23 protein-coding genes and 1 riboswitch are annotated in these 25,119 nt (G+C 36.9%); of the genes, 22 read left to right on the plus strand and 1 reads right to left on the minus strand.

Features of this window, described 5'->3' with window-relative positions:
* Positions 1 to 252: 252 nt before the first annotated feature.
* The 21 genes from A8709_RS32590 (at position 253) to A8709_RS34830 (ending at position 23,655) form a co-directional block, all read left to right on the plus strand.
* Positions 253 to 576 (plus strand): hypothetical protein, encoded by a 324-nt coding sequence (locus A8709_RS32590; protein WP_065859163.1) that lies wholly within the window; start codon positions 253 to 255, stop codon positions 574 to 576.
* Between the two features lie 451 nt (positions 577 to 1,027).
* Positions 1,028 to 1,798: a tyrosine-protein phosphatase gene (locus tag A8709_RS32595; RefSeq protein ID WP_065859165.1), complete on the plus strand. Its 771-nt coding sequence runs from the start codon at positions 1,028 to 1,030 to the stop codon at positions 1,796 to 1,798.
* 34 nt (positions 1,799 to 1,832) lie between these two features.
* Positions 1,833 to 4,235, plus strand: a complete 2,403-nt coding sequence (locus tag A8709_RS32600) for an S-layer homology domain-containing protein (protein ID WP_065859167.1) — start codon at positions 1,833 to 1,835, stop codon at positions 4,233 to 4,235.
* Between the two features lie 133 nt (positions 4,236 to 4,368).
* On the plus strand, positions 4,369 to 5,127 hold the full coding sequence (locus tag A8709_RS32605) for a YveK family protein (protein WP_065859169.1): 759 nt from the start codon (positions 4,369 to 4,371) through the stop codon (positions 5,125 to 5,127).
* Complete coding sequence (locus A8709_RS32610; RefSeq protein WP_065859171.1) at positions 5,108 to 5,797, plus strand: CpsD/CapB family tyrosine-protein kinase; 690 nt, start codon at positions 5,108 to 5,110, stop codon at positions 5,795 to 5,797. The genes A8709_RS32605 and A8709_RS32610 overlap by 20 nt, the downstream gene beginning before the upstream one ends.
* Before the next feature lie 321 nt (positions 5,798 to 6,118).
* A complete protein-coding gene (gene galU, locus A8709_RS32615; protein ID WP_065859173.1) occupies positions 6,119 to 7,015 on the plus strand; it encodes a UTP--glucose-1-phosphate uridylyltransferase GalU in 897 nt (298 codons plus the stop codon).
* An 11-nt stretch (positions 7,016 to 7,026) separates the two neighbouring features.
* Complete coding sequence (locus A8709_RS32620) at positions 7,027 to 7,719, plus strand: sugar transferase (protein ID WP_065859175.1); 693 nt, start codon at positions 7,027 to 7,029, stop codon at positions 7,717 to 7,719.
* Positions 7,720 to 7,744: 25 nt separating this feature from the next.
* Positions 7,745 to 8,686 (plus strand): GDP-L-fucose synthase, encoded by a 942-nt coding sequence (fcl, locus tag A8709_RS32625; protein WP_065859177.1) that lies wholly within the window; start codon positions 7,745 to 7,747, stop codon positions 8,684 to 8,686.
* A gap of 27 nt (positions 8,687 to 8,713) precedes the next feature.
* The gene (gmd, locus tag A8709_RS32630; protein ID WP_065859179.1) at positions 8,714 to 9,694 is read left to right on the plus strand and encodes a GDP-mannose 4,6-dehydratase; all 981 of its coding nucleotides are present in this window, start codon (positions 8,714 to 8,716) and stop codon (positions 9,692 to 9,694) included.
* A gap of 79 nt (positions 9,695 to 9,773) precedes the next feature.
* Entirely contained in the window at positions 9,774 to 10,625 is an 852-nt protein-coding gene (locus A8709_RS32635; RefSeq protein ID WP_065859181.1) for a glycosyltransferase family 2 protein, read from the plus strand.
* 69 nt (positions 10,626 to 10,694) lie between these two features.
* The gene (gene murJ, locus A8709_RS32640; RefSeq protein ID WP_065859183.1) at positions 10,695 to 12,179 is read left to right on the plus strand and encodes a murein biosynthesis integral membrane protein MurJ; all 1,485 of its coding nucleotides are present in this window, start codon (positions 10,695 to 10,697) and stop codon (positions 12,177 to 12,179) included.
* Between the two features lie 82 nt (positions 12,180 to 12,261).
* Entirely contained in the window at positions 12,262 to 13,407 is a 1,146-nt protein-coding gene (locus A8709_RS32645) for a glycosyltransferase family 4 protein (RefSeq protein WP_065859184.1), read from the plus strand.
* Between the two features lie 189 nt (positions 13,408 to 13,596).
* On the plus strand, positions 13,597 to 14,763 hold the full coding sequence (locus A8709_RS32650; protein ID WP_065859186.1) for a hypothetical protein: 1,167 nt from the start codon (positions 13,597 to 13,599) through the stop codon (positions 14,761 to 14,763).
* A 139-nt stretch (positions 14,764 to 14,902) separates the two neighbouring features.
* Positions 14,903 to 16,219, plus strand: a complete 1,317-nt coding sequence (locus tag A8709_RS32655; RefSeq protein WP_065859188.1) for a UDP-glucose dehydrogenase family protein — start codon at positions 14,903 to 14,905, stop codon at positions 16,217 to 16,219.
* Positions 16,220 to 16,248: 29 nt separating this feature from the next.
* Positions 16,249 to 17,370 (plus strand): glycosyltransferase family 4 protein, encoded by a 1,122-nt coding sequence (locus A8709_RS32660; protein ID WP_065859190.1) that lies wholly within the window; start codon positions 16,249 to 16,251, stop codon positions 17,368 to 17,370.
* 36 nt (positions 17,371 to 17,406) lie between these two features.
* Positions 17,407 to 18,552 carry a glycosyltransferase family 4 protein gene (locus A8709_RS32665; protein ID WP_065859192.1) on the plus strand — a complete coding sequence of 382 codons (1,146 nt, stop codon included), beginning with the start codon at positions 17,407 to 17,409 and terminating at the stop codon, positions 18,550 to 18,552.
* A complete protein-coding gene (locus A8709_RS32670) occupies positions 18,549 to 19,796 on the plus strand; it encodes a glycosyltransferase family 4 protein (protein WP_065859194.1) in 1,248 nt (415 codons plus the stop codon). The genes A8709_RS32665 and A8709_RS32670 overlap by 4 nt, the downstream gene beginning before the upstream one ends.
* 41 nt (positions 19,797 to 19,837) lie before the next feature.
* Entirely contained in the window at positions 19,838 to 20,749 is a 912-nt protein-coding gene (locus A8709_RS32675; protein WP_065859196.1) for a beta-1,6-N-acetylglucosaminyltransferase, read from the plus strand.
* 59 nt (positions 20,750 to 20,808) lie between these two features.
* Positions 20,809 to 22,173: a sugar phosphate nucleotidyltransferase gene (locus tag A8709_RS32680; protein ID WP_065859198.1), complete on the plus strand. Its 1,365-nt coding sequence runs from the start codon at positions 20,809 to 20,811 to the stop codon at positions 22,171 to 22,173.
* Between the two features lie 78 nt (positions 22,174 to 22,251).
* Entirely contained in the window at positions 22,252 to 23,247 is a 996-nt protein-coding gene (locus A8709_RS32685; RefSeq protein ID WP_065859199.1) for a hypothetical protein, read from the plus strand.
* 119 nt (positions 23,248 to 23,366) lie between these two features.
* A riboswitch (cyclic di-GMP riboswitch) is annotated at positions 23,367 to 23,455 on the plus strand.
* 53 nt (positions 23,456 to 23,508) lie between these two features.
* Positions 23,509 to 23,655, plus strand: coding sequence for a hypothetical protein (locus A8709_RS34830; protein ID WP_167357226.1), 147 nt, complete (start codon positions 23,509 to 23,511; stop codon positions 23,653 to 23,655).
* A 132-nt stretch (positions 23,656 to 23,787) separates the two neighbouring features.
* Here A8709_RS34830 and A8709_RS34835 read toward each other — a convergent pair whose 3' ends face one another.
* Positions 23,788 to 23,925: a hypothetical protein gene (locus A8709_RS34835; RefSeq protein WP_167357227.1), complete on the minus strand. Its 138-nt coding sequence runs from the start codon at positions 23,923 to 23,925 to the stop codon at positions 23,788 to 23,790.
* Positions 23,926 to 24,159: 234 nt separating this feature from the next.
* Here A8709_RS34835 and A8709_RS32690 point away from each other — a divergent pair, with 234 nt between their 5' ends.
* Entirely contained in the window at positions 24,160 to 25,116 is a 957-nt protein-coding gene (locus A8709_RS32690; protein ID WP_065859201.1) for a copper amine oxidase N-terminal domain-containing protein, read from the plus strand.
* Positions 25,117 to 25,119 lie beyond the last annotated feature (3 nt).

Raw genomic sequence — 25,119 nt, forward strand, 5'->3', positions numbered from 1 at the left:
ATCTATTAATCTCTCATATACTATTGTAGCTTCATCAAAGAGGGAGGTGTAAAAAGATTATGGCAGGGAACTCAATGAAATTAACAGGCGCGTTGATCCTAATATTGGTGAGCATTCTAGCAATCATCTTAACGTGGGAGTTGAGGCTTTTGTCACCATTGGGGGGAATATTCATTGTGGGGATGTGCTTTATTGGTGCCATTCTAATGTGGCATGATGCCGCTGAACCACTACTGAGAGTAGACACTGAACATGTCAAACGAACCGAAACCGAACGCTGATCAGGAACCGGATAAGACCAACTCCCCCCAGAAGACGACTGATTCCGGAAAGTGGAACGATTTATTTGGATTCGGCAAAATGATGGACAAACTTCCGCTCAACAAGCTTTCGGCACGCATGGCCTACTGTATGTTCTTTGATTTGGTCTTATTATTTTTCACGCTGATCCTAAGAGTTACTAACACCACAATGAATGAGTTCCCGAATGCCTGGGATTTTCGTTTAATTGTCCTCACAACGATTGTTGTTTTTTTTGTGGGGCTTTGCGATTTGATTGGATTTAGGAAGAAATAGGGAAAAAAGCAAAGAAAATTAGGAACGGGATGCCTCTTGTATAAAAAAAATACAAATGAGGCTTATTTTTTTAGTATGCTAGCTCAAAAAAACGTATGTTATAGTTTACAGAAAATTCAACCAGATAGGCCTTTAGAATCTATGTCGAATGGTATGGGTATTTTGTCATGATTTGTCGATTGAAATAGAATATTAAGTATAATTGTAAGATTATATGTAAATATGCAGCTGTGAGCCTGAATTGCATGTAAAATTCGGAACAATTACATATCATTAATTTTTAATAAAAATTACACTAAAAAGCCTTTATAGTTCTAGTTTCCTAGTTTTTGAGGTAGGCAAGTATTTACATATATGTTACACTTTCATCAGAGTTTCATACGAAATAGTGCTAGAATATCTTGTATTATGTCGAAACACGACTAGTTAGTCCTAGTGATTGGGGTCTACCATGATTGATATACATAGTCATATCCTACCGGAGTTGGATGACGGGGCTTCTGACCTAGAAGAGTCTGTGCAAATGGCCCGGCAAGCTGTAAAACAAGGCATACATACGGTAATTGCAACCCCTCATCACGAGAATGGCCGATTTACGAATGACGCTAATTTCGTTGAGCAGCAGGTTCATGCTTTTCAAGAAGAGCTAGACAGAAGGGATATTCCACTTCGCATTCATTCAGGTCAAGAGATTCGTGTGTATCGCGGTTTAATTGATGACGTTGAAACGAATCGGACTTCTACGCTAGATGGCACGCGCTACATGCTGCTGGAGTTCCCGTCTGACCGTATTTCAAGCGGGATTCATGATCTATTGCATGAACTGCAATTGATGGATATTGTACCGATCATTGCACATCCAGAGCGCAATCGTGAGATTGCTGAGGATCCTAAGAAACTGCTGGAATTAGTACAACTAGGAGCCTTAACACAAGTCACAGCCCATTCCTTGCTCGGTCATTTCGGCAAATCCATACAGTCATTTACATTTGAATTATGTAAGAATAACTTAACTCACTTCGTATCGTCTGATGCGCACAACACATCCAATCGAGGGTTTGCGCTTGCAGAAGCCTATGAAGCATTACGGGCGGAGTTAGGGCAGGATTATGTGAACACTTTTCAAAATAACGCCAACAGGATTATACATAACTTACCGATAGAAACACTTCCTCCTGCGTGGTCGAGGCCGAAATGGTTTCAGTTTTGGAAATCTAAATAAGGTATCAAAATAAATTGAAGAGGTGAATTTTAGCATGACGATGAAAAAGAAATTAGCCGTAACCACATTATCAGCAAGCATCATGTTTGCTTCCATTGCTGGACTTCCATTAAGTGAGCAAGGATTGGCTAGTAAGTTGGGTATTTCGGTTGGGGTTGCTTCTGCAGCTGTGGCACCAGTAACAATTCCTACTTCAGTATTGGAAAAGTTGAGTGGACTTCACGATGAACTTGCTAGAGATGAGCAAGGGTTCCAAGTTACAAAAGACGTAAGAGATCTAATTACGCACCAAACACTTACACCTACTCAGATGAAGAATCTTCTTGGGGATGTTTGGACTAAATTAGAACAGCCAGGTGTAGATGTTGCCTCTATATTTGCATTAATCAATGGTTTGGATCTGTTCTATGATGATGCGGGAACAACGATTGGAACGATTATTAATAATGCAAGTGTTCGCAATGCTGTTAATGTTTTGTTCCATGGTGTTGATCCTACTAAAACGTTAACAACACAAGACGTAATTGCTTATCAAGAGGCTGCTTTTAATGCGTTGGAAGCTAACAAAGCTGATTTGTTACTAAGCGTTGCTCAAGCTTTCTCTTCAGGTGGTACTTTGGATTCCATTAAGGGTGCTTTGAATACCATTGTAACTACCAAGATCTCTCAAGATCTTCTTCTCAGCAAATTCCTATCGCATTACCATCTTACTCTGAATGATCTTGATACTGCGCAGAACAATATTGCAACTGCTTTAGGTGCTAAAGCGATTTCTGCTAGAGCAGCTATCGAATCTGCTGGTATCCGTTATTTGCTTAAAGATAAATTATCGTACACGCCTGGCACAGTGACTTCGACATCAGTTGGCGTAGGAACTCTGAAATTATCCGGAGTTAATTTGACTAGTTATTTACCTTTAACTTGGAGCGCGCTAGGAACTGGTGTGAAAGTTGAAAATAATAATAAACTCGTACTTGATGGCGTGACTAGTGGTAGTCGTAGTGGTGTTCTTCAAGCTCATTCTAAGTTTGACCTGTTACTTTTCATCTCAGACAGCTACACTCTAACAGCAACAACAACGACAACAAACCCAGACACAGGTTCAGGCTCAGGTTCACTGCCTCCTGCTAAGGATAGTACTACTCAAGCTTTAGATGGCTTGAAAGATCTTCAAAAAGATCTTGCAGGCGCATCCGATGCGAAGAAACAAGAAATCTTCCAAAAAGCACAAGACGCTGTAAAAAATGCGATTCAACAACTCGCAAACCTAGATCTTTCCTCCACCATTAAAGTGGATGGCGGTACAGCTAAACCGACTTTGAACGTAGCTGATCTTGCGAACAAAATGAAAGAAATCGCTGCAAAAGCGAAAGAGTTGAATGATCAATTGAAACAATTGAATCCGAATGCGAAGACGGAGAAAGTTCAACTGAATCTTGATTTCGGCACAATTTCAGCGAAGTCAACAGAAATTCCGTTAGCGAAAGAACTGCTTGCAGCAGCTATTGCGAACGGTGTGGATAAAGTTGCTATCTCCATGAACGGTCTTTCATTAGGTATAAGCCCATCTGAGTTCGGCGCAGATACAACGCTTAAAGTGACTAACCAAGATACAACAGTGGCTACTAATGTAACGCAATTACCGGTAGCAGCTGGGGTTTACGAGTTTGAATTCTCATCAGGTGGCAACAAGGTTAGCAGCTTTAGCACACCAATTGAGGTTACAATCCCGGTACCGAATGGCAGCAAATTTGATACAGAATTGTTATCCCTAGCGAAAATCGTAGATGGCAAATTAGAATTCTACGGCGGCAGCTATAACAATGGCGTACTGAACGCAGTTCGTAATGGTTTCTCAACGTACACAGTTGTAGAAAACAAAGTAGCGTTCAACGATACAACTTCCGTTAAGGCATGGGCTGGCAGACAAATTCAAGTTGCGGCAGCGAAAGGGATTTTAGAAGGTCGTGCTGAGCAAGCTTTCGATCCGAATGGCCTAGTCACTCGTGCTGAGTTTGCGAAAATGATCGTGAAGACTTTCTCATTGGAAAATGCCAATGCAACTGAAAACTTCAGTGATGTTAACGATTCAGACTGGTTCAAAGTCTATGTAGCTTCTGCTGTTCAGAACGGCATCGTAAATGGGAAAGAAGCTGGCAAGTTCGATCCGAATGGATCGATTACACGTGCAGAAATGGCTGTTATGTCATCCAGAGCTTTGGCACTTAAAGGCATCACATTGAGCCCGGCTAAGGTTGAAGAAGCACTGAAGGGCTTCACTGACGCGGCTTCGATTAACGCTTCATTGAAAGATGGCGTTGCTCTGGCAGCATCAGAAGGTATTGTCATTGGCGAGGAAGGCAACGCATTTAATCCGAATGCGAACTCCACGCGAGCTCAAGCTGCGGTCGTCATTTATCGTTTGCTGAATAAATAACAGGGACTAGTTGTCAGAGGGAATCCTCATCTCTACCAGATAGAGGGGGGGATTCCTTATCTTTTCGAGCAAATATTCAGTAGAGATATAGACCAAAGCGAGGCTTTGACATCATGTAGACGGAGGGAATGGCATGGAACTCGATTTAAAAGATTATTTGAAAATCATTAGGAAAAGGGTGTGGATGATAGTCGCAATTGTTGCAATAGCAACAATGACAACAGGTGTAGTTAGTTATTTTTTCTTGCAGCCGATCTATGAAGCTTCAACGAAGTTAATTGTGAATAAATCTAATGATCAAGTAGGCGTATCCACCCAAGTTGACCTCAATACGGTTAATTTAAATATCAGACTCATTGACACCTATAAAGAAATTATTCGCACACCAAGAATTATGGACAAGGTTGTTGCTGATTACCCAGACCTGAAAATAAGTGCCGAGCAATTAATCAATACGGTCAAAGTTAGCTCGGTTAACAATACACAAGTCATGACCCTGATCGTGCAAGATCCTTCGTATGAGCGAGCAGCTAGCATTGTGAATGCCGTGTCTGTTGTTTTTCAAAGTGAAATTCCGAAGATTATGAAAGTCGATAATATTTCTTTGCTGAATGAAGCGAAGGATAAGGTTGCACCGATACCGGTAAAACCAAATAAAAAGTTAAACGTTGCAATTAGCTTTGTCGTGTCGTTGATGATTGCGCTTGGAATTGCTTTCTTGTTGGAATATTTGAATGATCAACTGACAACAGAGGAAGAAGTGGAACAGTTCTTAGGACTGCCAACCTTAGCCATGATCACGAAGATGAGACCTGAAGATTTTCAGAATCATAGTAAACAAACCAAGGAATCAAGAGTGGGGGGACAATCCGATGTCAAACTCAACCAATAAACGACCTATCATCACACATCAGAATCCCAAATCACCCATTTCGGAAGCCTATCGAGCGTTACGAACGAACATCCAATTCTCCTCCATTGATGAAGAGTTGAAAGTCATTATGGTGACATCCGCAGGGCCAGGGGAAGGGAAGTCAACTACGCTTATTAATCTCGCTGTCGCTTATGCCCAAACGGATAAGAAAGTGTTAATCATTGACGGAGATCTCAGAAAACCGACTATGCACCACACATTGCGTGTGTCTAACCGTTGGGGTCTAACCAATCTATTAACGAATCAATTATCGATTCAAGAAGTGCTGCAAGATACATTTATTCCGAATTTGCATATCATTTCTTCGGGTCCGATTCCACCTAACCCATCGGAAATTCTTGCTTCCAAAAAGATGCTAAGCGTCATCGAAGAGTTGAAACTCCAGTTCGACGTTATCTTGATCGATGCGCCACCGGCGATTGCCGTGACCGATTCACAGATCATTGCGACACGTGCTGATGGTGTGATCTTGGTTGTCAATTCAGACAAAACCAAGCGAGATGCGGTGCTTAAGGCGAAGCAGAATCTGGATAATGTGCGAGCACGAATCCTTGGTGTCATTCTCAACAACGTTGATCGTAAAAATAAAGATGCGTACTACTACTATTACTATGGTGAAACGCAGTAGTGACAAAGACAAGCCCATATCCAAGTAAACATTTCGGCATATGGGTTTAACTTAGTCTAATTGCTAGATCGTAAATGGGATTTCTTCATAAGGTAATGTCTACTAGACCTTTATCACTGTAGATACTCGATCATGCTGTGGGCGCGTGCCGCCTTAGATGTAAATCATCGGTGGTGTGATGTGAGGTGGGGTTAAATGCCCTATATTTTTCATTGAAAAAACGAGTCATGTATTTTTGGACAAAGAAGATATGACTGGTTTTTTTAAAAGAAAATTTTAAAAAATGGAAATTGTTGTATAAATATTACAAAAGGAGAAACTATGGACAAAACAATTAGAAAAGCAATCATTCCTGCTGCTGGGCTAGGTACTAGGTTTCTGCCTGCAACCAAAGCCATGCCGAAAGAAATGCTTCCGATCGTAGATAAACCAACCATCCAATATATCGTTGAGGAAGCTATTGAATCTGGTATCGAGGACATTATCATCGTTACGGGTAAAGGGAAAAGAGCTATTGAGGATCATTTCGATAGTGCATTTGAGCTAGAGTACAGTTTGATGGAAAAAGGAAAGCATGAGCTTCTTCAAGAGATTCTTAAACCAGCGAAGGTTGATATCCATTTCATTAGGCAAAAAGAAGCCAAAGGCTTGGGTCATGCTGTATGGTGTGCTCGACGTTTTATTGGTAATGAGCCATTCGCTGTGCTGCTTGGAGACGATATTGTCAGTGCCGAAACGCCTTGCCTAAAGCAATTAATGAATCAATTTGAATTAACACAGTCTTCCGTAATTGGTGTACAACCTGTAAGCGATCAAGAGACGAAACGATATGGGATTGTCGATCCGATTAGTAATGAAGGCAACCTATATAATGTTCGCAGCTTTGTAGAAAAGCCAGCGCTGGGCACGGCCCCATCCAATTTAGCCATTATGGGACGCTATATACTAACACCGGAGATCTTTGATTTTCTTGAACATCAAGAAGCGGGTGCTGGAGGCGAAATTCAATTAACAGATGCTATCGCTAGATTAAATAAAATTCAAGACGTATTTGCTTATCAATTTGAAGGAAAACGTTATGATGTAGGCGAGAAATTAGGGTTTATTTTAACGTCGCTGGATTTTGCTTTGAAAAATAATGAATTGAGAAACCCTTTGCTTGAAGCCCTACAAGACGTTGTAGAGAGAGAAAAACGATCACACTTAACATATAGCTAGGAGGCAATCAGATGCCGAATATCTCCACAGAGACTCCGGTATTAGAGGCAGAGAAGTATTATGCCAGTAGGAAAGTAAAGGCAGTGTACCAAGAAAAAACCTCGTATGTCGTTGTCAAAAGAGTAGTGGATTTCTTAGGCGCACTTGTTGGCATCGTCCTCTGCTTACCTGTCTTTCTTATCTTAGCCGTACTAATCAAGCTTGAGGATCGCAAGGGAGCGGTCTTCTTCTATCAGCTGCGTGTTGGTAAAGATGAGAAGCAGTTCAAAATGTTCAAATTCCGATCGATGGTTTCAAATGCGGAAGAGTTGTTGGCAGATTTGCTAGAGAAGAACGAGATTGAAGGTCACATGTTTAAGCTGAAAGAAGATCCGCGAATTACAAGAATGGGTAAATTTATACGTAAAACCAGCATGGATGAGCTTCCGCAGTTATGGAATGTTTTGAAAGGTGAAATGAGTCTAGTGGGCCCAAGACCACCATTGGTGAGGGAAGTGGAACAGTATAGCGATTACCATAAGCAGCGATTGCACGTAGTTCCTGGTTGCACAGGTCTGTGGCAAATCAGTGGTAGGAACAATGTTAGCTTTGAGAAAATGGTAGAGCTAGATTTACAATATATCAAAAGCAGAAGTATTATGACGGATTTGAAAATTATTTTGAAAACGAGCAAGGTGCTTTTGGGATCAAAAGACGCCTATTAAAAACATAAACAAATAGAGGTGTTCCATGGAACTAACAGCTAAAATATACGTCGCGGGACATAGAGGATTAGTGGGATCTGCCATATTGAGAGGATTGCAAGCGAAGGGCTATACCAATTTAGTGTATCGTACGAGCTCAGAATTAGATCTCAGAAAGTTCGATGAGGTAGAAGCATTCTTTACCCAAGAGAAGATTGACTACGTGTTCATGGCTGCGGCGAAAGTCGGCGGTATTGTTGCTAATAACGAGTATCCGGCTGATTTCATCCGTGATAACTTACTTATTCAAACCAATGTCATTGATGCAGCTTACAAAACCGGTGTGACCAAGCTATTGTTTCTAGGTTCAACTTGCATATATCCGAAGCTGGCTCCGCAGCCACTTAAGGAAGAATATTTATTGACAGGTGAGCTTGAAGCAACGAATGAACCTTATGCGATAGCTAAGATCGCGGGCATTAAAATGTGTCAGTCCTATAATCGTCAATATGGAACGCGTTATATTTCGGTTATGCCGACCAATTTGTACGGACCCAACGATAACTTTGATTTGGAGAAATCACACGTACTACCCGCACTAATGCGTAAAATTTATGAAGCCAAAATTAATCTTACGCCTCATGTAGAGATATGGGGATCGGGTACGCCGTTGCGTGAATTTTTGCATGCGGATGATCTAGCTGATGCTTGCTTGTTCCTAATGGATGAATATGAGAGTAATGACATTATAAACGTAGGTGTTGGTGAGGATATTTCCATCAAAGCGCTTGCTGAATTGATTAAGAACGTCATTGGGTATGACGGTGATTTAGTATTCAATACATCGAAGCCAGACGGTACCCCGCGAAAGTTAGTCGATGTGACTAAAATAACTAATCTAGGCTGGAAAGCAAAGATTCAACTTGAAGACGGGATTCGTTCAGCTTATCAGTGGTTTCTCGATAATCATGTTGTTGTTACGAAATAGATCAGCATACAAGTGGAGGCAATTACATTGAAAACAGCATTAATTACAGGTGTAACAGGACAAGATGGTTCCTATTTGGCAGAGTTTTTGTTGGACAAAGGCTATAAAGTTTACGGTCTACGTCGACGTACGAGCACACCGAATTATGAGAATGTTCAACATATTAAAGATCGAATTGAATGGCTGTCAGGTGATTTAACCGACTTGGCATCCTTAATAGAAGCAGTAAGAACGTCGCAACCGGATGAGGTTTATAATTTAGCTGCACAATCTTATGTAGCTGCATCATGGCCACAACCTTTGGCTACTGGACAAATGACAGCCCTAAGCGTAACCAACATGTTAGAAGCAGTTCGAATCATGAAGCCAGATACGAAGTTCTATCAAGCGTCTAGTAGTGAGATGTTCGGGAAAGTCGTAGAAACGCCGCAGAAAGAAACGACGCCATTCTACCCTCGCAGCCCTTATGGTGTAGCAAAATTATATGGTCACTGGATTACAGTAAACTATCGCGAAAGCTTTAATATGTTTGCTTGTTCAGGTATCCTGTTCAACCACGAATCTCCGCGCCGCGGCATAGAGTTCGTAACACGTAAAGTAACCGATGCTGTTGCTAGAATTAAATTAGGCTTACAGAATGAGCTTCGTATGGGTAATCTTGATTCCCTTCGCGATTGGGGCTTCGCGGGCGACTATGTGAAAGCAATGTGGTTGATGTTGCAGCAGGAAGAACCAGATGATTTCGTTATCTCAACTGGAGAAATGCATACAGTAAAAGAACTACTGGAAGTAGCCTTTTCCTATGTAGGCTTGAATTATGAGGATTATGTTGTGATTGATCAGGCTTTTGTAAGGCCAGCTGAAGTTGATCTGCTATTGGGAGATTGTACGAAGGCGAAAGAGAAGTTGGGTTGGGAACTTGAGGTAGGGTTTAAGGAATTGATTCATATGATGGTGGATGCGGATTTGAAGCGGATTTTAGCAGAGAAGAAAAGCTCTTTCATTTAAATTAAAAGTATCTTACCTGTCAATTAATTGCGAATTGGCAGGTTTTTTTTGAAATTGATTTTAGATTTTGGGGTGACGTATGTCAATCAAGTTTGGAGTAGTTGTAAATTATTTCAGTAAAGATTCACATCCAATATCAGTTAAATATTCTGCGATGTTTGCTTTATCTTTGTTGAAAAATTGTCCTGAAGTACGTGAAATTGTGTTGTCAGATGGTTCAGAAATACCTGATAATGATTTGAGTTCATTTTGTGAATCAATAGAGATAAAATATTTACATTCAGGCAGAATGATGTCATTTGCTGAAGGCTATAATTATGGAGTCGAGCATTTGACAGAAGATTGGATTGCAACCATGGCATCAGATATCTATGTAACACCGACGACTTTTACTGCAATAGATAGATTTATCTGGAAGAACGGAGATTTGAATATTGGTTGTTTAATTCCATATCTTTCTAGATCAGATTTACCCACACAGCAATTCTCATCTAGTTATTTTTCAAGAGATTGTGAATCACCAGGAATGACTTTTAACCTGAATATTTTTAAAAAGGATGTTTATAAGAAGTTAGATGGTATGACAAGAGAATATAGTGGAAATTTTAATGATATAGAAATGTGGTTAAAGCTAAAAGAGAAAGGACTAAACGTTTATTTAGTTGGTAGTTCTTATGCTGTTCATTATGGACAATTAACACTAACTTATGGAAGTAATACGAATGTAAACAATGATAAAGAAAAATTCTATAAAAAGCATCCCCAACTTTTTGAAAAAGGTAGCTTCTTTGATATGAGGATGGATGAATTTTTTCAAAGTAGAATATTAAAATATCTATATAAATTTAAGATGTTACTACCAACAGCAAAAAGGAAAATGTATATTATTTTATTGTTGAAGATTTTGCCTGTGTTACAAAAGATGAATTAATTGATGCTCAATTTTATAGAGTATATATAGTTTTAAATTCAGATAAGGATAAATAATGTGACCACGTCAATGAAAAATTTAAGGGTAAATGCTAGTATTCTTGTTGCATTTGGAGTCATTTCAGCAATTTTAGGATTCTTTAGAGAGATTCAGATAGCACGATATTTTGGATTATCAATAGGTGCAGATATTTATTATTTAGGTACTTACATACCAGAATTAATTGTCACAATTGTAGGTTCTGCTGCGAGTAATATTTATATGAAACAGTATCATAATCATGAAAAACAGGAGAGCTATGCAGGAGCGGTACTTTTATTGTTAAGTATTATTGTATTTATTTTGTTCATTTTGCTCTACTTTCTTTTCCCGTATATAGCTTTAGTACTTGCTCCTGGCTTTGAAGGTCATGATATAAGCTCATTAATTGGCGTCGGAAGATTAATGTTAATAGCAATGCTTGCATCTGTCTTTCTTGGAGTAATTGTTGCTACGCTTAATATAAATGGAAGGTTTATATTGGCTGGACTAAATGGAGTAATATTCAATTTTATATTAATACTAATTGCCTATATTTTAGTTCCGAAAATTGGTATCTACGGTTTAGCTTTGAGTTATTTAATTGCACATGTTGGAAGATTAATTTTCTTGCTTCCAACAACTATGAAATATTTTCAAATTGCAGAAATAAAACATTCATTTTTTCTACTAAAGGAAATTCCAAGGGTAGTACTTGTTAACATTTCAGGCAGCATACAGGTTTATTTTGAGAGAAGTCTATCCTCTGTAATTGGTAAAGGTACGATTGCAGCCCTTAATTACGCTGGAAAGATTACAACTTTGCCCAATATTTTGTTTATTAACTCAATACTTACAGTTATTTTTCCTAAACTAGTCACGGAATCTGATAGGAATTCTGAATCATTTACTAAAACGGTTTCCTTTTGTTTGAAAATAGTATTTATTGGATTATTATGCGCGGAGCTTTTTATTATTTTATTTAATGAAGAGATCGTAAAATTGCTGCTAGAACACGGTAAGTTTGCAAATCAAGATTCACGTATCGTTTCCACCCTATTTTACTATTTTGCTCCTATAGTATTAATCAGTGGTGTAATTCAGGTTCTTCTGAAAGTAGCATATGCTTTAGGTAAAACCACTTTAACAGTGAAAGTAATGTATATTTCCTTACCAGTGTATATTGTAGTTTTGTATTTAGTTAAAGATTATTCTAGTATCTATGCCTTTCCGATATCGTTATTTGTTTATAATATTACAATACTGCTGCTCTTGATAAAGTCACTTGCTAAAGAAACGAATTTGAGAATAATAACTAACTTCAACACTTGGAAAAGTACTATTATTATAGTATTAACAACGATTATAGTTAAGATATTCTTACCTTTTTCGCCAAATAATTTTTTCTGTTTATTTATTTTTTGCATAATATACTTAATTAGTTTTATTGCTCTACTGTATTTTTCGGAGAAAGAATTTAGAAAATATATTAAATTGCTTTTATTTGAAATTTTTAAGAATAAGAAGCGAATTTAAAAGTGGTTTTTCATTATGAACAGTTGGTATTTGAAGTATCGACTAATACAAGTAGTCTTATAACCTAGAAAGGTAGAAATAAATGGGAAAAATCTTATTCTTTGATACATCAAATGGTGGTCATCATTTTTATTATAACTTTGCTGCTATGAAAGGAGTAATTGGGAAATTACATGAAATAAAGTGTTGTTATGCTTCCCCTGAGATTAGTGGAAATATTATTAATAAACTTGAAAAAGAAAGAATAGATGTATATCAAGTAGACGTTAATATTAAGCACGTTCCTCAGATTCTGCAAAGAATTGTAATGCTTATAAAGTTATTGTATTTCGCAAAAAAAAGAAAATATAGACGTATACATTTGTTTTATTTGGATGGTTTGATAATTCCATTATTATTTGTATGGCCACTAATATATTTATTTCATGTGCAAATTACCGCTACTTTACATTGGTTTCCAAATAGAAAATCAAAAATAATAGGAATGAGATTTTTATTAAAACAAAAGGTATTATCAAAAATAATAGTACACGGAGATTACACAAGAAATTTATTTGTGGAACAACTGGGAGAAACGTATAACAATAATAAGATAAATTGTATTAACTATCCGAACCTACATCCAATAATTAAAAACAATATTGATAATGACTCAATAATAATTAATGAACTTAAAGAGTTGAAGAGGCCTTATATATTATGTTTTGGAGGTCTACGATTCGATAAGGGGATAGATATTCTAATTAAAGCAGCGAACAAAATTAAAGAGGTAGATTTCACCTTAATAATTGCTGGTAAAGAAGAGTATTTCAAAAGGGATTATTTAGAACAGTTAATTAAAGAAAATGGTTTAGAACAAAAAGTATATCTCAATCTAGAATTTATTCCAGATGAGATGGTATCGAGTTATTTTAATATTTCAGATATGGTAGTACTTCCTTATAGGAAATATTTCACGGGACAGAGTGGTCCTTTGACTGAGGGAGTAATAAGGAAAAAAATAATAATTGGTCCTGATAATGGAGAAATTGGTTTTACAATAAAAAAATATAATCTTGGTACAGTATTTCTCTCTGAAAATATTAAAGACCTAGCGGAGAAGTTAATTAAAAGTATTAAAAACATTCATGAGATAAGAAAGAACATTTATGATAGTCAAGATAATTATAGCAAAATGATAGATAGTGAAGTGTTTGAAACGAAATATTATGACTTCTTTCGTAAATAAGGATTTTGAGTTTATAATTTCGTGGAAATAATAATGATTAATTTTCTAGTAAGTTAGTTATATAAAACATTGGCTTAGTTGTTTACTTCCTGTGCAGTTCTTAGTTCTTAATGGTTTATAATAAAAAATATCGTGGTCTAAACTTCTTGCGTGTTATAATCCTCGATAGAATAAATTCAGGAGGATGAAATGGAACGAATTAAAGTTTATCTTCTATTTATTTCTTTAATGTGTCTGCGTCCAGCGGCATTTGGTGGCGATTTCACGATACTTGGCATATCTTGTTGCTTGCTTTGTTTGTATATTTACTTTCTTCAAAACTCATTAAAAAGGGTGTTTCAGTTCCGTAAAAATTACTTACTAATAATAGTATTGGTGTGTACTTACTGGGTGTATATCATGCTACAAGCGACCTTAACATCATCACCAATTGCATCCTCAGACATCTTAAAAGGAGCAATAACCGGTGTAATAACAATTATTTCTTTTGCAATTATGATTAGTGATGAAGGTATTAGGTATAAATTATTTAGATTGTTTATACAAATGATGATTTTCTTATGTGCTTCTTATATTGTAACTTTAACGATATCCATATTAACTCCAATTGAAAAACTGAAAATATTCTCATTTATTACAGATGATGTTAATTATCGAAGTGTGTATTTCCCTTTTACTCCAATATATGGTGTAATGACGGTTCAGGGGCACGTATTTCAAAGGTTTTTAGGGATCTTTAGAGAATCAGGGATATCTCAGGCATTCATGATTTGGGCAATAATGTCCTTGAATAAGTATGGTCTAGGATTTAAACGAAACACGATATTACTCTTAGGTGGAATTATTGGTACTTTGTCAACTGCTGGAATTGCAGTATACATGGGAACGATAGCTGTTAGAATGATACTAAATAAGAGGTATATTATTCCCATAATTGTGTTTCCATTCGTATACTACTTGATTATGTACGCACCATATATTGGGATATCTAATAAAATGGTCACTCATTCAACATCGATAACTGACCGAACTGGGGCGATGTCATTCAGTATGAGAATGTTTACTCAACATGTTTTTGGCATAGGAGTTGGAAATTCTCCGATAGAAACTAATGGAGGAATAAATTTAATAGCAAGTCTTCATATGATTGGAATAATCGGTTTGGTAATTGTTTTACTTATTTATACTTTACCTATTGTAATAGCCAGCGATAAAAAGAGCTACATATTAGGAATATTACCTTTGTTCATTACAGCATTATTCTCAGAACCAATTTATGACTCACCTATAATGTTCATCATGATTTTAGTTTGTTTGCACGAGAGCCGAAAGGCTCCTTTTTATTTGGAAACTTAAGTATAAGTTCATGTTTACATGATATACCGCAAACGGGGTAATTTTTTGCTATTAGAAAAATGAGAAAACAACTGTAACTAAATAAAAAGACAGTCAATAATATAACTTCGATGGACTTGAGGAGGATCAGTGGAACAATATGAAAGTAACAGTTATTGGTACGGGATACGTAGGTTTGGTGAGTGGAGTTTGCTACGCTGAAATTGGACATGAAGTAACATGTATAGATGTAAATCAAGATAAAATTGCTCAGTTGAGGAAAGGGAAGTCACCAATTTTTGAACCGAATTTAGAAGAATTAATGAATAAAAATATTCATAATGGAAAACTACAATTTACAGATAACTATTTGGATGGAATTGAACATGCAGAAGTAATTTTAATTGCTGTTGGCACACCGTGTAAACAAGATGGAACTGCTGATCTACAATTTGTAGAGTCTGTTGCAGCTAATATTGCACTTTACATTAAAAAATACGCGGTAATCGTTATTAAAAGCACAGTACCAGTGGGGACTAACCACTATATAGGTGAGTTAATTAAGAAAAATCTAGTACATGATACTGATTTCGATATGGTATCTAACCCGGAGTTCTTGCGCGAAGGTACTGCTATTAAAGATACTTTTAATGGAGATCGCATAGTGTTAGGTTCGGATAGTTCAAAAGCATTAGCCATTGTTGAAGAACTTCATAAACAGTTTAATATACCATATTTTCTAACAGACACGAGAAGTGCTGAGATGATTAAATATGCTGCTAATGCATTTTTAGCTACGAAAATAAGCTTTATCAATGAAATTGCTAAAATATGCGAGAAAGTGGGAGCAAATGTCGAAGATGTAGCTTTAGGTATGGGGAAAGATAAGAGGATCGGTGAGCATTTTCTTAAGGCAGGAATTGGTTATGGAGGATCTTGTTTCCCTAAAGATACCAAAGCATTAGTACAAATTGCTGGAAATGTTGAACATGATTTCGAGTTATTAAGATCAGTAATTAAAGTGAATATAGGCCAACAACAAGCATTAATTGAGAAGGCTATTTCATATTTCGGTGATCTAAGTGAAAAGAAAATTGCTATCCTTGGTCTTTCTTTTAAACCCAATACTGATGACATGAGAGATGCAGCATCAGTTGTCATTACAGATAAACTAATATCGTTAGGTGCAAGTGTTATTGCATATGATCCAGTTACAATTGAAAACGCCAAAAAAATACTTAATCCGAGGGTAACGTTTAATACAAATATAAATGAAGTAATGTATGATGCGGATTGTGTATTTATATTGACAGAATGGGATCAAATTAAACAAATTGATCTAAGAGTAGCCGGTAGATTAATGAAAAATCCAGTATTCTTCGATGGGAGGAATTGTTTTACGCTAGAAGAGGCTCAAAGGGCAGAGATTGATTATTTTTCTATTGGAAGGTCAGCCGTAATTCGTAACTTCGATTAAAATGCTATCTTATATAGGAGAAAAGAACAATGATCAAAGTACTACTATTAACTAATACAATTGCTCCTTACCGTATTCCTGTGTTAAATAAAATTAATGATGAAGAAATAGATTTAACAGTTTGGTATCTGGAAGAAAGAGAAAAAAATAGGGAATGGGAAATTGATTATCAAGAGATACAGTACAAGCATTTTTGTTTACCAGGGATGCATTCATATATACAAAGTTTAGATATGGGATTACATCTTAATCCTGGTCTTTTTTTGAGATTGTTGAAATTCAAACCTGATGTTATCATAACCTCAGGTTATGATGCAGTAGGATATTGGGTAGCATTATTATATGCTAAAGTATTTCGGAAGAAATTTATGGTTTGGTGGGGGAGTACGTTAGAAAGTAGTAGAGTGAAGAATAGTTTGGTGAATTTTTTGCGTCGCCTATTTTTTAGTAAAGCTAACGCATTTGTTACTTATGGTTCAGCTGCTACAGAATGTTTAATACACTATGGAGTGGATAAGAGGAAAATTATCACTGGCTATAACACGGTGGATGTTAAGTCATATTATAAAAAATATTTAGTTCACAATAAGGAAAATGAATCACCATCAAGCGAAATAATACAAATGTTGTTTATAGGTCAATTAATTAAAAGAAAAGGCCTTTCTGAGGTGATCAATGCACTTGCGAAAATTCCCAATAAAAATTGGGTTTTAAAAATTGTTGGTTCTGGGCCTGAAGAAGATCAATATAAAGAACAAGTTGCTATGAATGGGTTAGATAATCATATTAGTTTCGAAGGATATAAACAAAAGGAAGAGTTGATTCCGTATTTAATTAAAGCGGATTGTCTCGTTTTCCCTTCATTAATTGAAGTTTGGGGTCTTGTCGTTAATGAAGCATTAGCAACAAGGACCTTTGTTATCGCCTCGAAATTTGCAGGAGCTACACGAGATATAATTGTTGATAAAGTGAATGGTATTGTTATAGATCCTACGGATGAATGCAATCTAGTGGAGTCGTTATCATGGGTTTGTAATAATAAAGAATACATCAACTCAGTTTGGAAGTTGAATTTTGGTTTATGGAGAAAAATTCATCCATTTTCATATGCTCGTTCTGTAGCATTAGCAATCAAACATGCAGTTCTATAACTTAACTTAAGTCACAGTAATGGAGGATACACTCAATTGAACATCGGAATTAATCTTCTAAGATTCGATCCAACCAAAAATATTGGTGGAAATTATACTTATGCCTTTAATATAGTGCAGTCCTTAATCCAAAATAAAAGTAATATGTATTATTTGTTTTTGACAGATAGAAATAAGGAAATGTTTGCTTTTAAAGCTGATAATATAAAGTGCATCTGTTTGAAATCAAAGAAAAATATTATTAGTAAGATATTTGCTGAAAATCTTTTCATTGAAAAGCAAATCAAGCATCTTGAATTAGAAATATTTTTCAGTCCATGTTTTTTACTTCCATTTAGGAAGCTAAAAATTAAGAGTGTTGTCACTATACACGACTTAAACTTTAGGCATTTTTCACAGGGCTTTTTCAAAGATATTTACAAAAATATTTTATATAGGTTAACAATAAGAAATAGTTCAGCAATTACAACGGTATCAGAATTTACAAAATTGGATTTATGCTCATTTGTCCCTGGTTTTGAAGGGAAGATTAAAGTAGTTTATAATGGATGTAATATGACTCTCGAGTCTTTTGATAAATCAAATCATGATAGTTTTGAAAGAAGATACAGTATTGATTATCCTTATTTTTTAGCTATAAGTCACTATGAACACAAAAATGCTGAATTAGCAATTAAAGCATTTGCTTTATCTAAGGATAAACTATCTGAACAACACCAGCTTATTATTACTGGTGCAAGACATAAATTGAAAGAAAAGCTTAAAACTATTGCAAGAGAGGAAAAAGTTGAGAAAGATATTGTTTTCATTGATTATGTTGAAAATGAGTATATTCAGTCAATGTATTATGGGGCAAAATTGTTTTTGTTTCCTTCTTTATTTGAGGGATTTGGAATACCAGTTATTGAGTCTATGAATATGGGATGTCCAGTAATCGCTTCAAATAACTCTTCAATCCCAGAAGTTGTGGGTGATGCGGGTATCTTACTAGATACCGGAGACGTTTCACAATGGAGTCGGTTTATCATTGAACTTTCTTCAAATAATGATAAAATGACAAGTTTGAGAGAAAAAGGATTCCTTAGAGCTTCAATGTTTAATTGGAACGAAAGTGCTATTGAGTTAATGAAAATTTTTAAAGAGGTTCTTGATAATAAGAAAAAGGAGCAGAAAATTGGGTGAAGAAAAAGAAAATAGTATTCGTTGTTAACTATTTTTATCCGGATTTTGCATCAACGGGGCAGTTAATGACAGAATTATGTTTATATTTGCAAAATGACTTTGAAATCACAGTGGTTGCTGCTATACCAGAGGGAGCAGAAGCAGACGCTAGTGGCAAGAGATTTATATATGATGATCTTGAAAATATTGAGATAGTGAGAATTAAATTACCCAAATTGGATAAAAGTAATAAGTTGAGTAGGCTGAAATATATTACAGCCTACTTTTTATTTGCAATAGTCGCACTACTAAAACAAAGAAAGACAGATGTCATTTATACAATCTCCACGCCACCAGTGCTAGGTGGCTTAATAGGTACAATTGGTAAATTTTTGAAGGGATCTAAACATATCTATAATATTCAGGACTTTAATCCTGAACAGGCAGAAGCAGTTAAATATACGAAGAATAAGGTTATTTTCGGTATCGCAAGATTCATAGATAATTTAAGCTGTAAGTTTGCTGATCATGTAATTACTGTTGGAACGGATATGCAGGAAACGCTTGCTCACAGATTTGCAAAAAATAGTAATTCAATACCATCTAATTCTGTAATTAATAATTGGACAGATGAACAAGATATTGTTCCCTTAGATAAGGATCATCCTAGGGTTAAAGAATTCTTATTGAAATATGGTCTGTTAAATAAACTTATCATTATGTATTCAGGGAATTTGGGCTTATATTATGATTTAGAAAACATCATAAAGTTAGTAAAGCATTTTAAGGACAATAGTGATGTTGCATTTGTTTTTATTGGAGATGGTGCTGTTAAGAAAGACATGATACGTTATTCAGATGAAAACAGTTTAACAAATACTCATTTCCTAGAGTTTCAACCAAAAGATTCTATTAAATATTCGTTAAATGCTGCAGATATACATTGGGTTGTGAATCAAAAAGGAATTAAAGGAGTCTCTGTTCCTAGTAAAATATATGGTGTAATGGCAGCTGGCAAGCCTGTCTTAGGTGTATTAGAGAGCGGTAGTGAAGCTCATAGGTTAATAGTAAACAGTGAGTGTGGGTTCGTGCTTGAACCTGAGGATTATAATGGGATCACTCTTCAACTTGAAGATATTATTCAAAAAGATCGCTCTGAATTGATTCTCAAAGGATTAAATGGGAGGAAATATTTAGAAGAATATTTAAAAAAAGATATGGCTTTATCAAAATACAAAAAATTGTTATTGTATTTGACATCCTAGTTCTGCCAAAGAAGGTAGAACTTTTTGAATGGAGCAAATAAATGAATAAGATCGCATATTTATTATTGGTCCATAACGATATAGATCACTGTGAAAGACTGGTAGATTCGCTAGACCATAACTCAGACTTTTTTATACATATCGACAGTAAAACAAAAATAGATGAGTTTGCAAAACGATTAGAGGGAAGGAATAATATTACCCTAATAAAGGATAGAGTTCCTGTATATTGGGGGGGCTTTAATATGATTGAAGCAACTAAAAAATTGTTAAAGATATCAACGGAATCTTCGTATGAATATATTCGGCATATTCTCTTATCGGGTGCAGATTATCCTCTGGTTTCTAATGAAGGTATTCATTCTTTTTTTGAAAAGAATAAAGGAATAGAATTTATTAGGGGGTTTAACATATCCAAATCCAATAGTAGACACTACCTCAATCAGGTAGAAAGAATTTTTATAATGGATAAAATTATCATAAATCATCTAGTTACAAGAGTATTTAGGAAACTAGTGAGTTGTTTTAGAGTGAAAAAACCATTTATTTTAACAGAAAGTGGCAAAATGGATGTGTTTTTTGGATCACAGTGGTGGGCAATAAGTGGGAAATGTGCAAAAGAAATGCTTGGAGTTATACAAAGTAATCCACAAATAGATAAATATTTTCAGCACTCATTTGCGCCTGATGAGAAGTACTTCCATACTGTTTTCTTTCAAACTTCTTATAAAAATAACAATCAAGATGGTGGTGAAGGTCCTTATAAAGGACGGGGAACATATAAGTGGTCAAATTTACATCTCATACATGCTTCGTTATCTAAGTACTATACTATTCAAGATATAGATGAAGTGATGGGTTCATCGAACTTATTTATTAGAAAAGTATCTACTGACATTTCAAATGAGCTTTTAAATGAAATTGATAAAAAACGAACGTTGGCATCCAATTAATCTTAATCTTAATCATGAATTTTAAGAAAAAAATGCATGTGGAAAGGCAGGTAACGCCTATGAAAATCGTCCTACTATCCGGAGGCTCCGGCAAACGTCTTTGGCCATTATCCAATGATTCACGTTCCAAGCAGTTCCTGAAAGTCTTAAAGAATGAAGAAGGACAGATGGAATCAATGGTCCAGCGTGTATGGCGGCAGATTGGGAACGTCGAACTTTCTGACTCCACCTATGTGGCTACTGGGAAAGTGCAGTTGGATATGATATATAGCCAGCTCGGCACCGATGCGCCCATTATTGTAGAGCCTGATCGGAGGGATACCTTCCCGGCCATTGCTTTGGCAGCTACGTATTTGTATTCCATTGTAGGTGTTAGTCTAGATGAGGTAATCACGGTATTGCCGGTGGATCCTTATGTGGAGAATGAATTTTTTAAGAAGGTGAAAGAGTTAGAGGATGTTGTTCTTACATCTGGTGCGGATATCGGACTCATTGGTGTGAAACCAACTTATCCTTCTGCGAAATATGGTTACATTGTTCCCAAAGAAGAAACATGCAACGAAACCTACTATAAGGTTAGTCACTTTACGGAGAAACCCCACGAAGACCAAGCGAAGCTCTTAATTGAGCAGAATGCGCTTTGGAATTGTGGGGTTTTTGCTTTTAAATTAAATTATTTGATTGATATGCTTATTTTGAAAGGAATTCCAATTCAATATGAAGAACTTGTCAAACAGTACGATAATTTGGCGAAAATTAGCTTTGATTATGAAGTTGTAGAGAAGGCCAGCCATGTTGTGGTGGCTCCCTATGATGGGTACTGGAAGGACCTTGGTACATGGAATACGCTCACGGAAGAAGTAGATTCGCAGCTCATGGGCAATGGTATTATTAGTGATGATTCTGTTAATACGCATGTCGTCAATGAGTTGGATATTCCTGTAACGGTCATTGGTTTGTCTAATATTGTTGTGGTGACAAGTCCAGACGGTATTCTTGTTTCAGACAAGGCTTCTAGTCCTAGAATTAAGGATATCATGCGAGATGTTGAGCAAAGACCCATGTACGAAGAAAGACGCTGGGGTTGGTACAAGGTATTAGACTATAGTAAGCTTGCGGACAATCAGTACGTGCTGACGAAGCGGATTTGTATTGGTGCCGGCAAGAACTCGAGTTATCAATTACATCACAAACGAAGTGAAACATGGACGTTTATTGCTGGTGAAGGTGAGATTGTCCTTAATGAGAAGCACATTCCTGTGAAGGCCGGGGACGTTATTCAAATTCCAACACGCTCTCGTCATAGTATTAGGGGAATTACAGATTTGGAATTCATCGAGGTTCAAACAGGCAGCGAGCTAATCGAAGAGGACGTTATTCGTCTTTATATGAGTTGGGAAGAAATCATGCAATTTTCAAGTTGATATTACCCCTCTGGTGAGCCGGTAGGACTTGCTAGAGGGAGTCTCAAACTTTATCACATAAGGATGGTTAACAGTCTTATGACACGCAGGAAAAAGTCGTTGAAGACATGGCAGAAGTGGTTGATCGGCAGTGTGAGCGCAATTGTTCTCGTCGTGTCGATTATAGTAGGTGTTATCTACTATAAGATTCGTTCCATTGATGTTGCAGACATTGTACAGAGACACCAAGATCCGGCCGTAGCAGCCAACTCAATCGAAAATTTATCAGATACGAAAGATCCTAAGCTACCCAGTATATTAAGCTCTCCTGTAGATAAAGCAGCGGAGTTTGCAAGTAAGCCGATCAAAACGCAGGATGCACTTGATGTAGCCGCGTTATTATTGAAATCAGGATTATCCCTGAAAGAGGTATATTACCTAACTGGGGAAGCCAAAAGCGATATGTCTACGGAAGAGAAGCAGAAGATTCGAGATCTCTTACTTTCCAAATTAACTGATGATGAAATTAAAGCTTTACGCGCGATAACGAAGCAGTATGGCAAGGGTCTACTCATTCTTGATCCTAATTACCCGATAGAATTAATTGGCATCGATGATCCACAAGAGCGCAAACGAGTTGAGCAAGAACTGAAGGATAAAAAACAAACGAAGCCTGAAAGCAAGCCAGCTGAACCAGCTACGAAAGAGCAAGTCAGTTCCGAAAAGCCTGTGACAGGGAATGACCAAACGAAAAGTACGGACTCAGCTGTTGCAGCTGGTTTTAAATCGAAGTTGGATGCACTAGGGGTTAGTTGTCAGGGAGATATTCATAATCTGATAGATGGCGTGGTCAGTGCGAAGAAAGCGAATAGTACGTTGACTTTAAGTTCGCTTCAAAGCATGTTCATGGGCAAATTTACGAGTGCGGAAGCCAGTTGTGATACGAGTTTTAAAGGGATTGTTTCAGAAGCGGAACAAGCTGGTGTCAGTGCGACGGAGATTAATACATGGAAACAGACCTACAACTCGATGAAACAAACCGCGCAAAGTAGTGCAATCAATCAATTGTCCCAATTACTTCTGAATAAGCAATGAAGAATACGCAAACAACGGGTCTAATGGACTAGCTTCATGGTCTAACAATGATTCTGAAGGTTGATGAAACTCTTATACAATCTGCTAAAATATACCTATAACTGATATTCACATAATTCGTAGGATAATGGCAAAATTGATGAAAATCAATGACGCAAAGCTATAGGGACTAAGTTAGAGTAATCTAATAGGTTAGCCAGTTGCCGGTTACGGGCCTCCGATTGATCTAGTGTGAAAAAATAAACAGGAGGTTGGTTAGTTATGTATTGGGTGATTGCATTGATTATTCTATGGCTGAGTGGTTGCGTTTTCTATTTAAGCGTGTTTGCGGCAGCAAAACGAGCGGATGAGATGGCCGCGGCAGCATTTGATGTGAAATCGATTGAGCAGCCAGTCATGGCTTCTTGAAAGTTAATGGACGAGGAATAGGACTATCGACCATGTCTTTAGTCCCTTCTCATATTCTTGATCTGGTATATACTACGGATCTCGTCGCAAATTGTGACAATAGCCGACGTCTGAGCTGAAACGCTTTTAACGTTAATCTTTGTGGTTTGAAAGCTTTTTACGTTTAAATCCCCAATATTTGATCCAAATCGAACCTTCATCGTCTTTAAAAAGCTTAATTCCTACTAGTTTTAAAGGCGTCCATACTTCTGTAAAATAGTAACTCGGCATCTTTTCGCCTCCTGCGTATGATAGAACTTACTTTAATATACGGTTTATACTTTAAAATGTATGTCGAAATATGTCGTTCGTTTATTTAGAAACGATTAAATTTTATGTAAAAAGCACCCTATTTGGTGCTTTTTTTGTTTTTTCTCACAGATAATATGTGACTTTAGGCCTAATGAGAGACTATAATAAAGTATATTTAGTAGTGGAATCCGACATAGAAGAGGGGCTTATTACATGAAAGTTAGAAATCATTTTAAAATTATCGCAGGTTTATCCCTAGCTCTAACGATGGGGTTCAGCACGCTCGCATCTGCAGCTCAAACGCCTACGGATGTGAATGTCTATCAAATTCCGATGCATTTTACATTTGACGGTAAGGAGTATGCACCGCCGGAAGGCCAGCAAGGGTTCATATATGAAGGAACGACGTATGTGCCGATCCGTTTTATTTCCTATTCGTTGGATAAAGCGGTAAGCTGGGATCCGGCTACTTATACGGTCACGATTGCGGAGCCTAAAGCTTCGGAGAAGATTAACATTAATGAGTACAAGATCAATGCCCAGGTGTATACGAAAAGTGAAGAGAAGCTGGATAAGTCGAAGCTGGCTCTGAGCAATTTGACGGTGTATAAGGAAAAAATTTCATATGTATTCGACGGGGTGACGAAGAGTCCTTCGGACGAGTTGCCTGGGTATATTGTAGACGGCAGTCTGTACGTGCCGATTCGCTTCTTCTCTGAATCCGTTGGCAAAACGATAAATTGGGATCCAGTAACGTATACGGTATCTGCAACTACAACGGAAGTGAAGAAGGATGATGAGAAGCTGCCGGAGACTACGAAGCCGGGAACAACGGCGCCGGTTGCTGGTGGGGGTGGCGGCGGTGGTGTTACGAAGCCAACATTTGAATCGATTAAGGCGGAGACAGATTCCCGTGTGTCAGCTCTTAGGTCAAAGGCGGCAAGTGAGTTGCTGGATCTATATGCGAAGTATCTTTCCACGCACGATGAGAGTTTAAAATCGCAAGGTTGGGCAGTAATAGCGCAAACGGATAGTCAATTTGCTCAAATTATGAGTGATATGAGAGCGAAGCTTGTAGCGAATGCGTATGATACCTCAATTATTACTACCTATGAAGCAGATTATGAAAGTGAAAAGGCTGCGCAAGAGAAAGCACTTAGATCGAAATAATCT

The sequence above is a fragment of the Paenibacillus pectinilyticus genome (assembly GCF_001700435.1).
Classification (GTDB): Bacteria; Bacillota; Bacilli; order Paenibacillales; family NBRC-103111; genus Paenibacillus_E; species Paenibacillus_E pectinilyticus.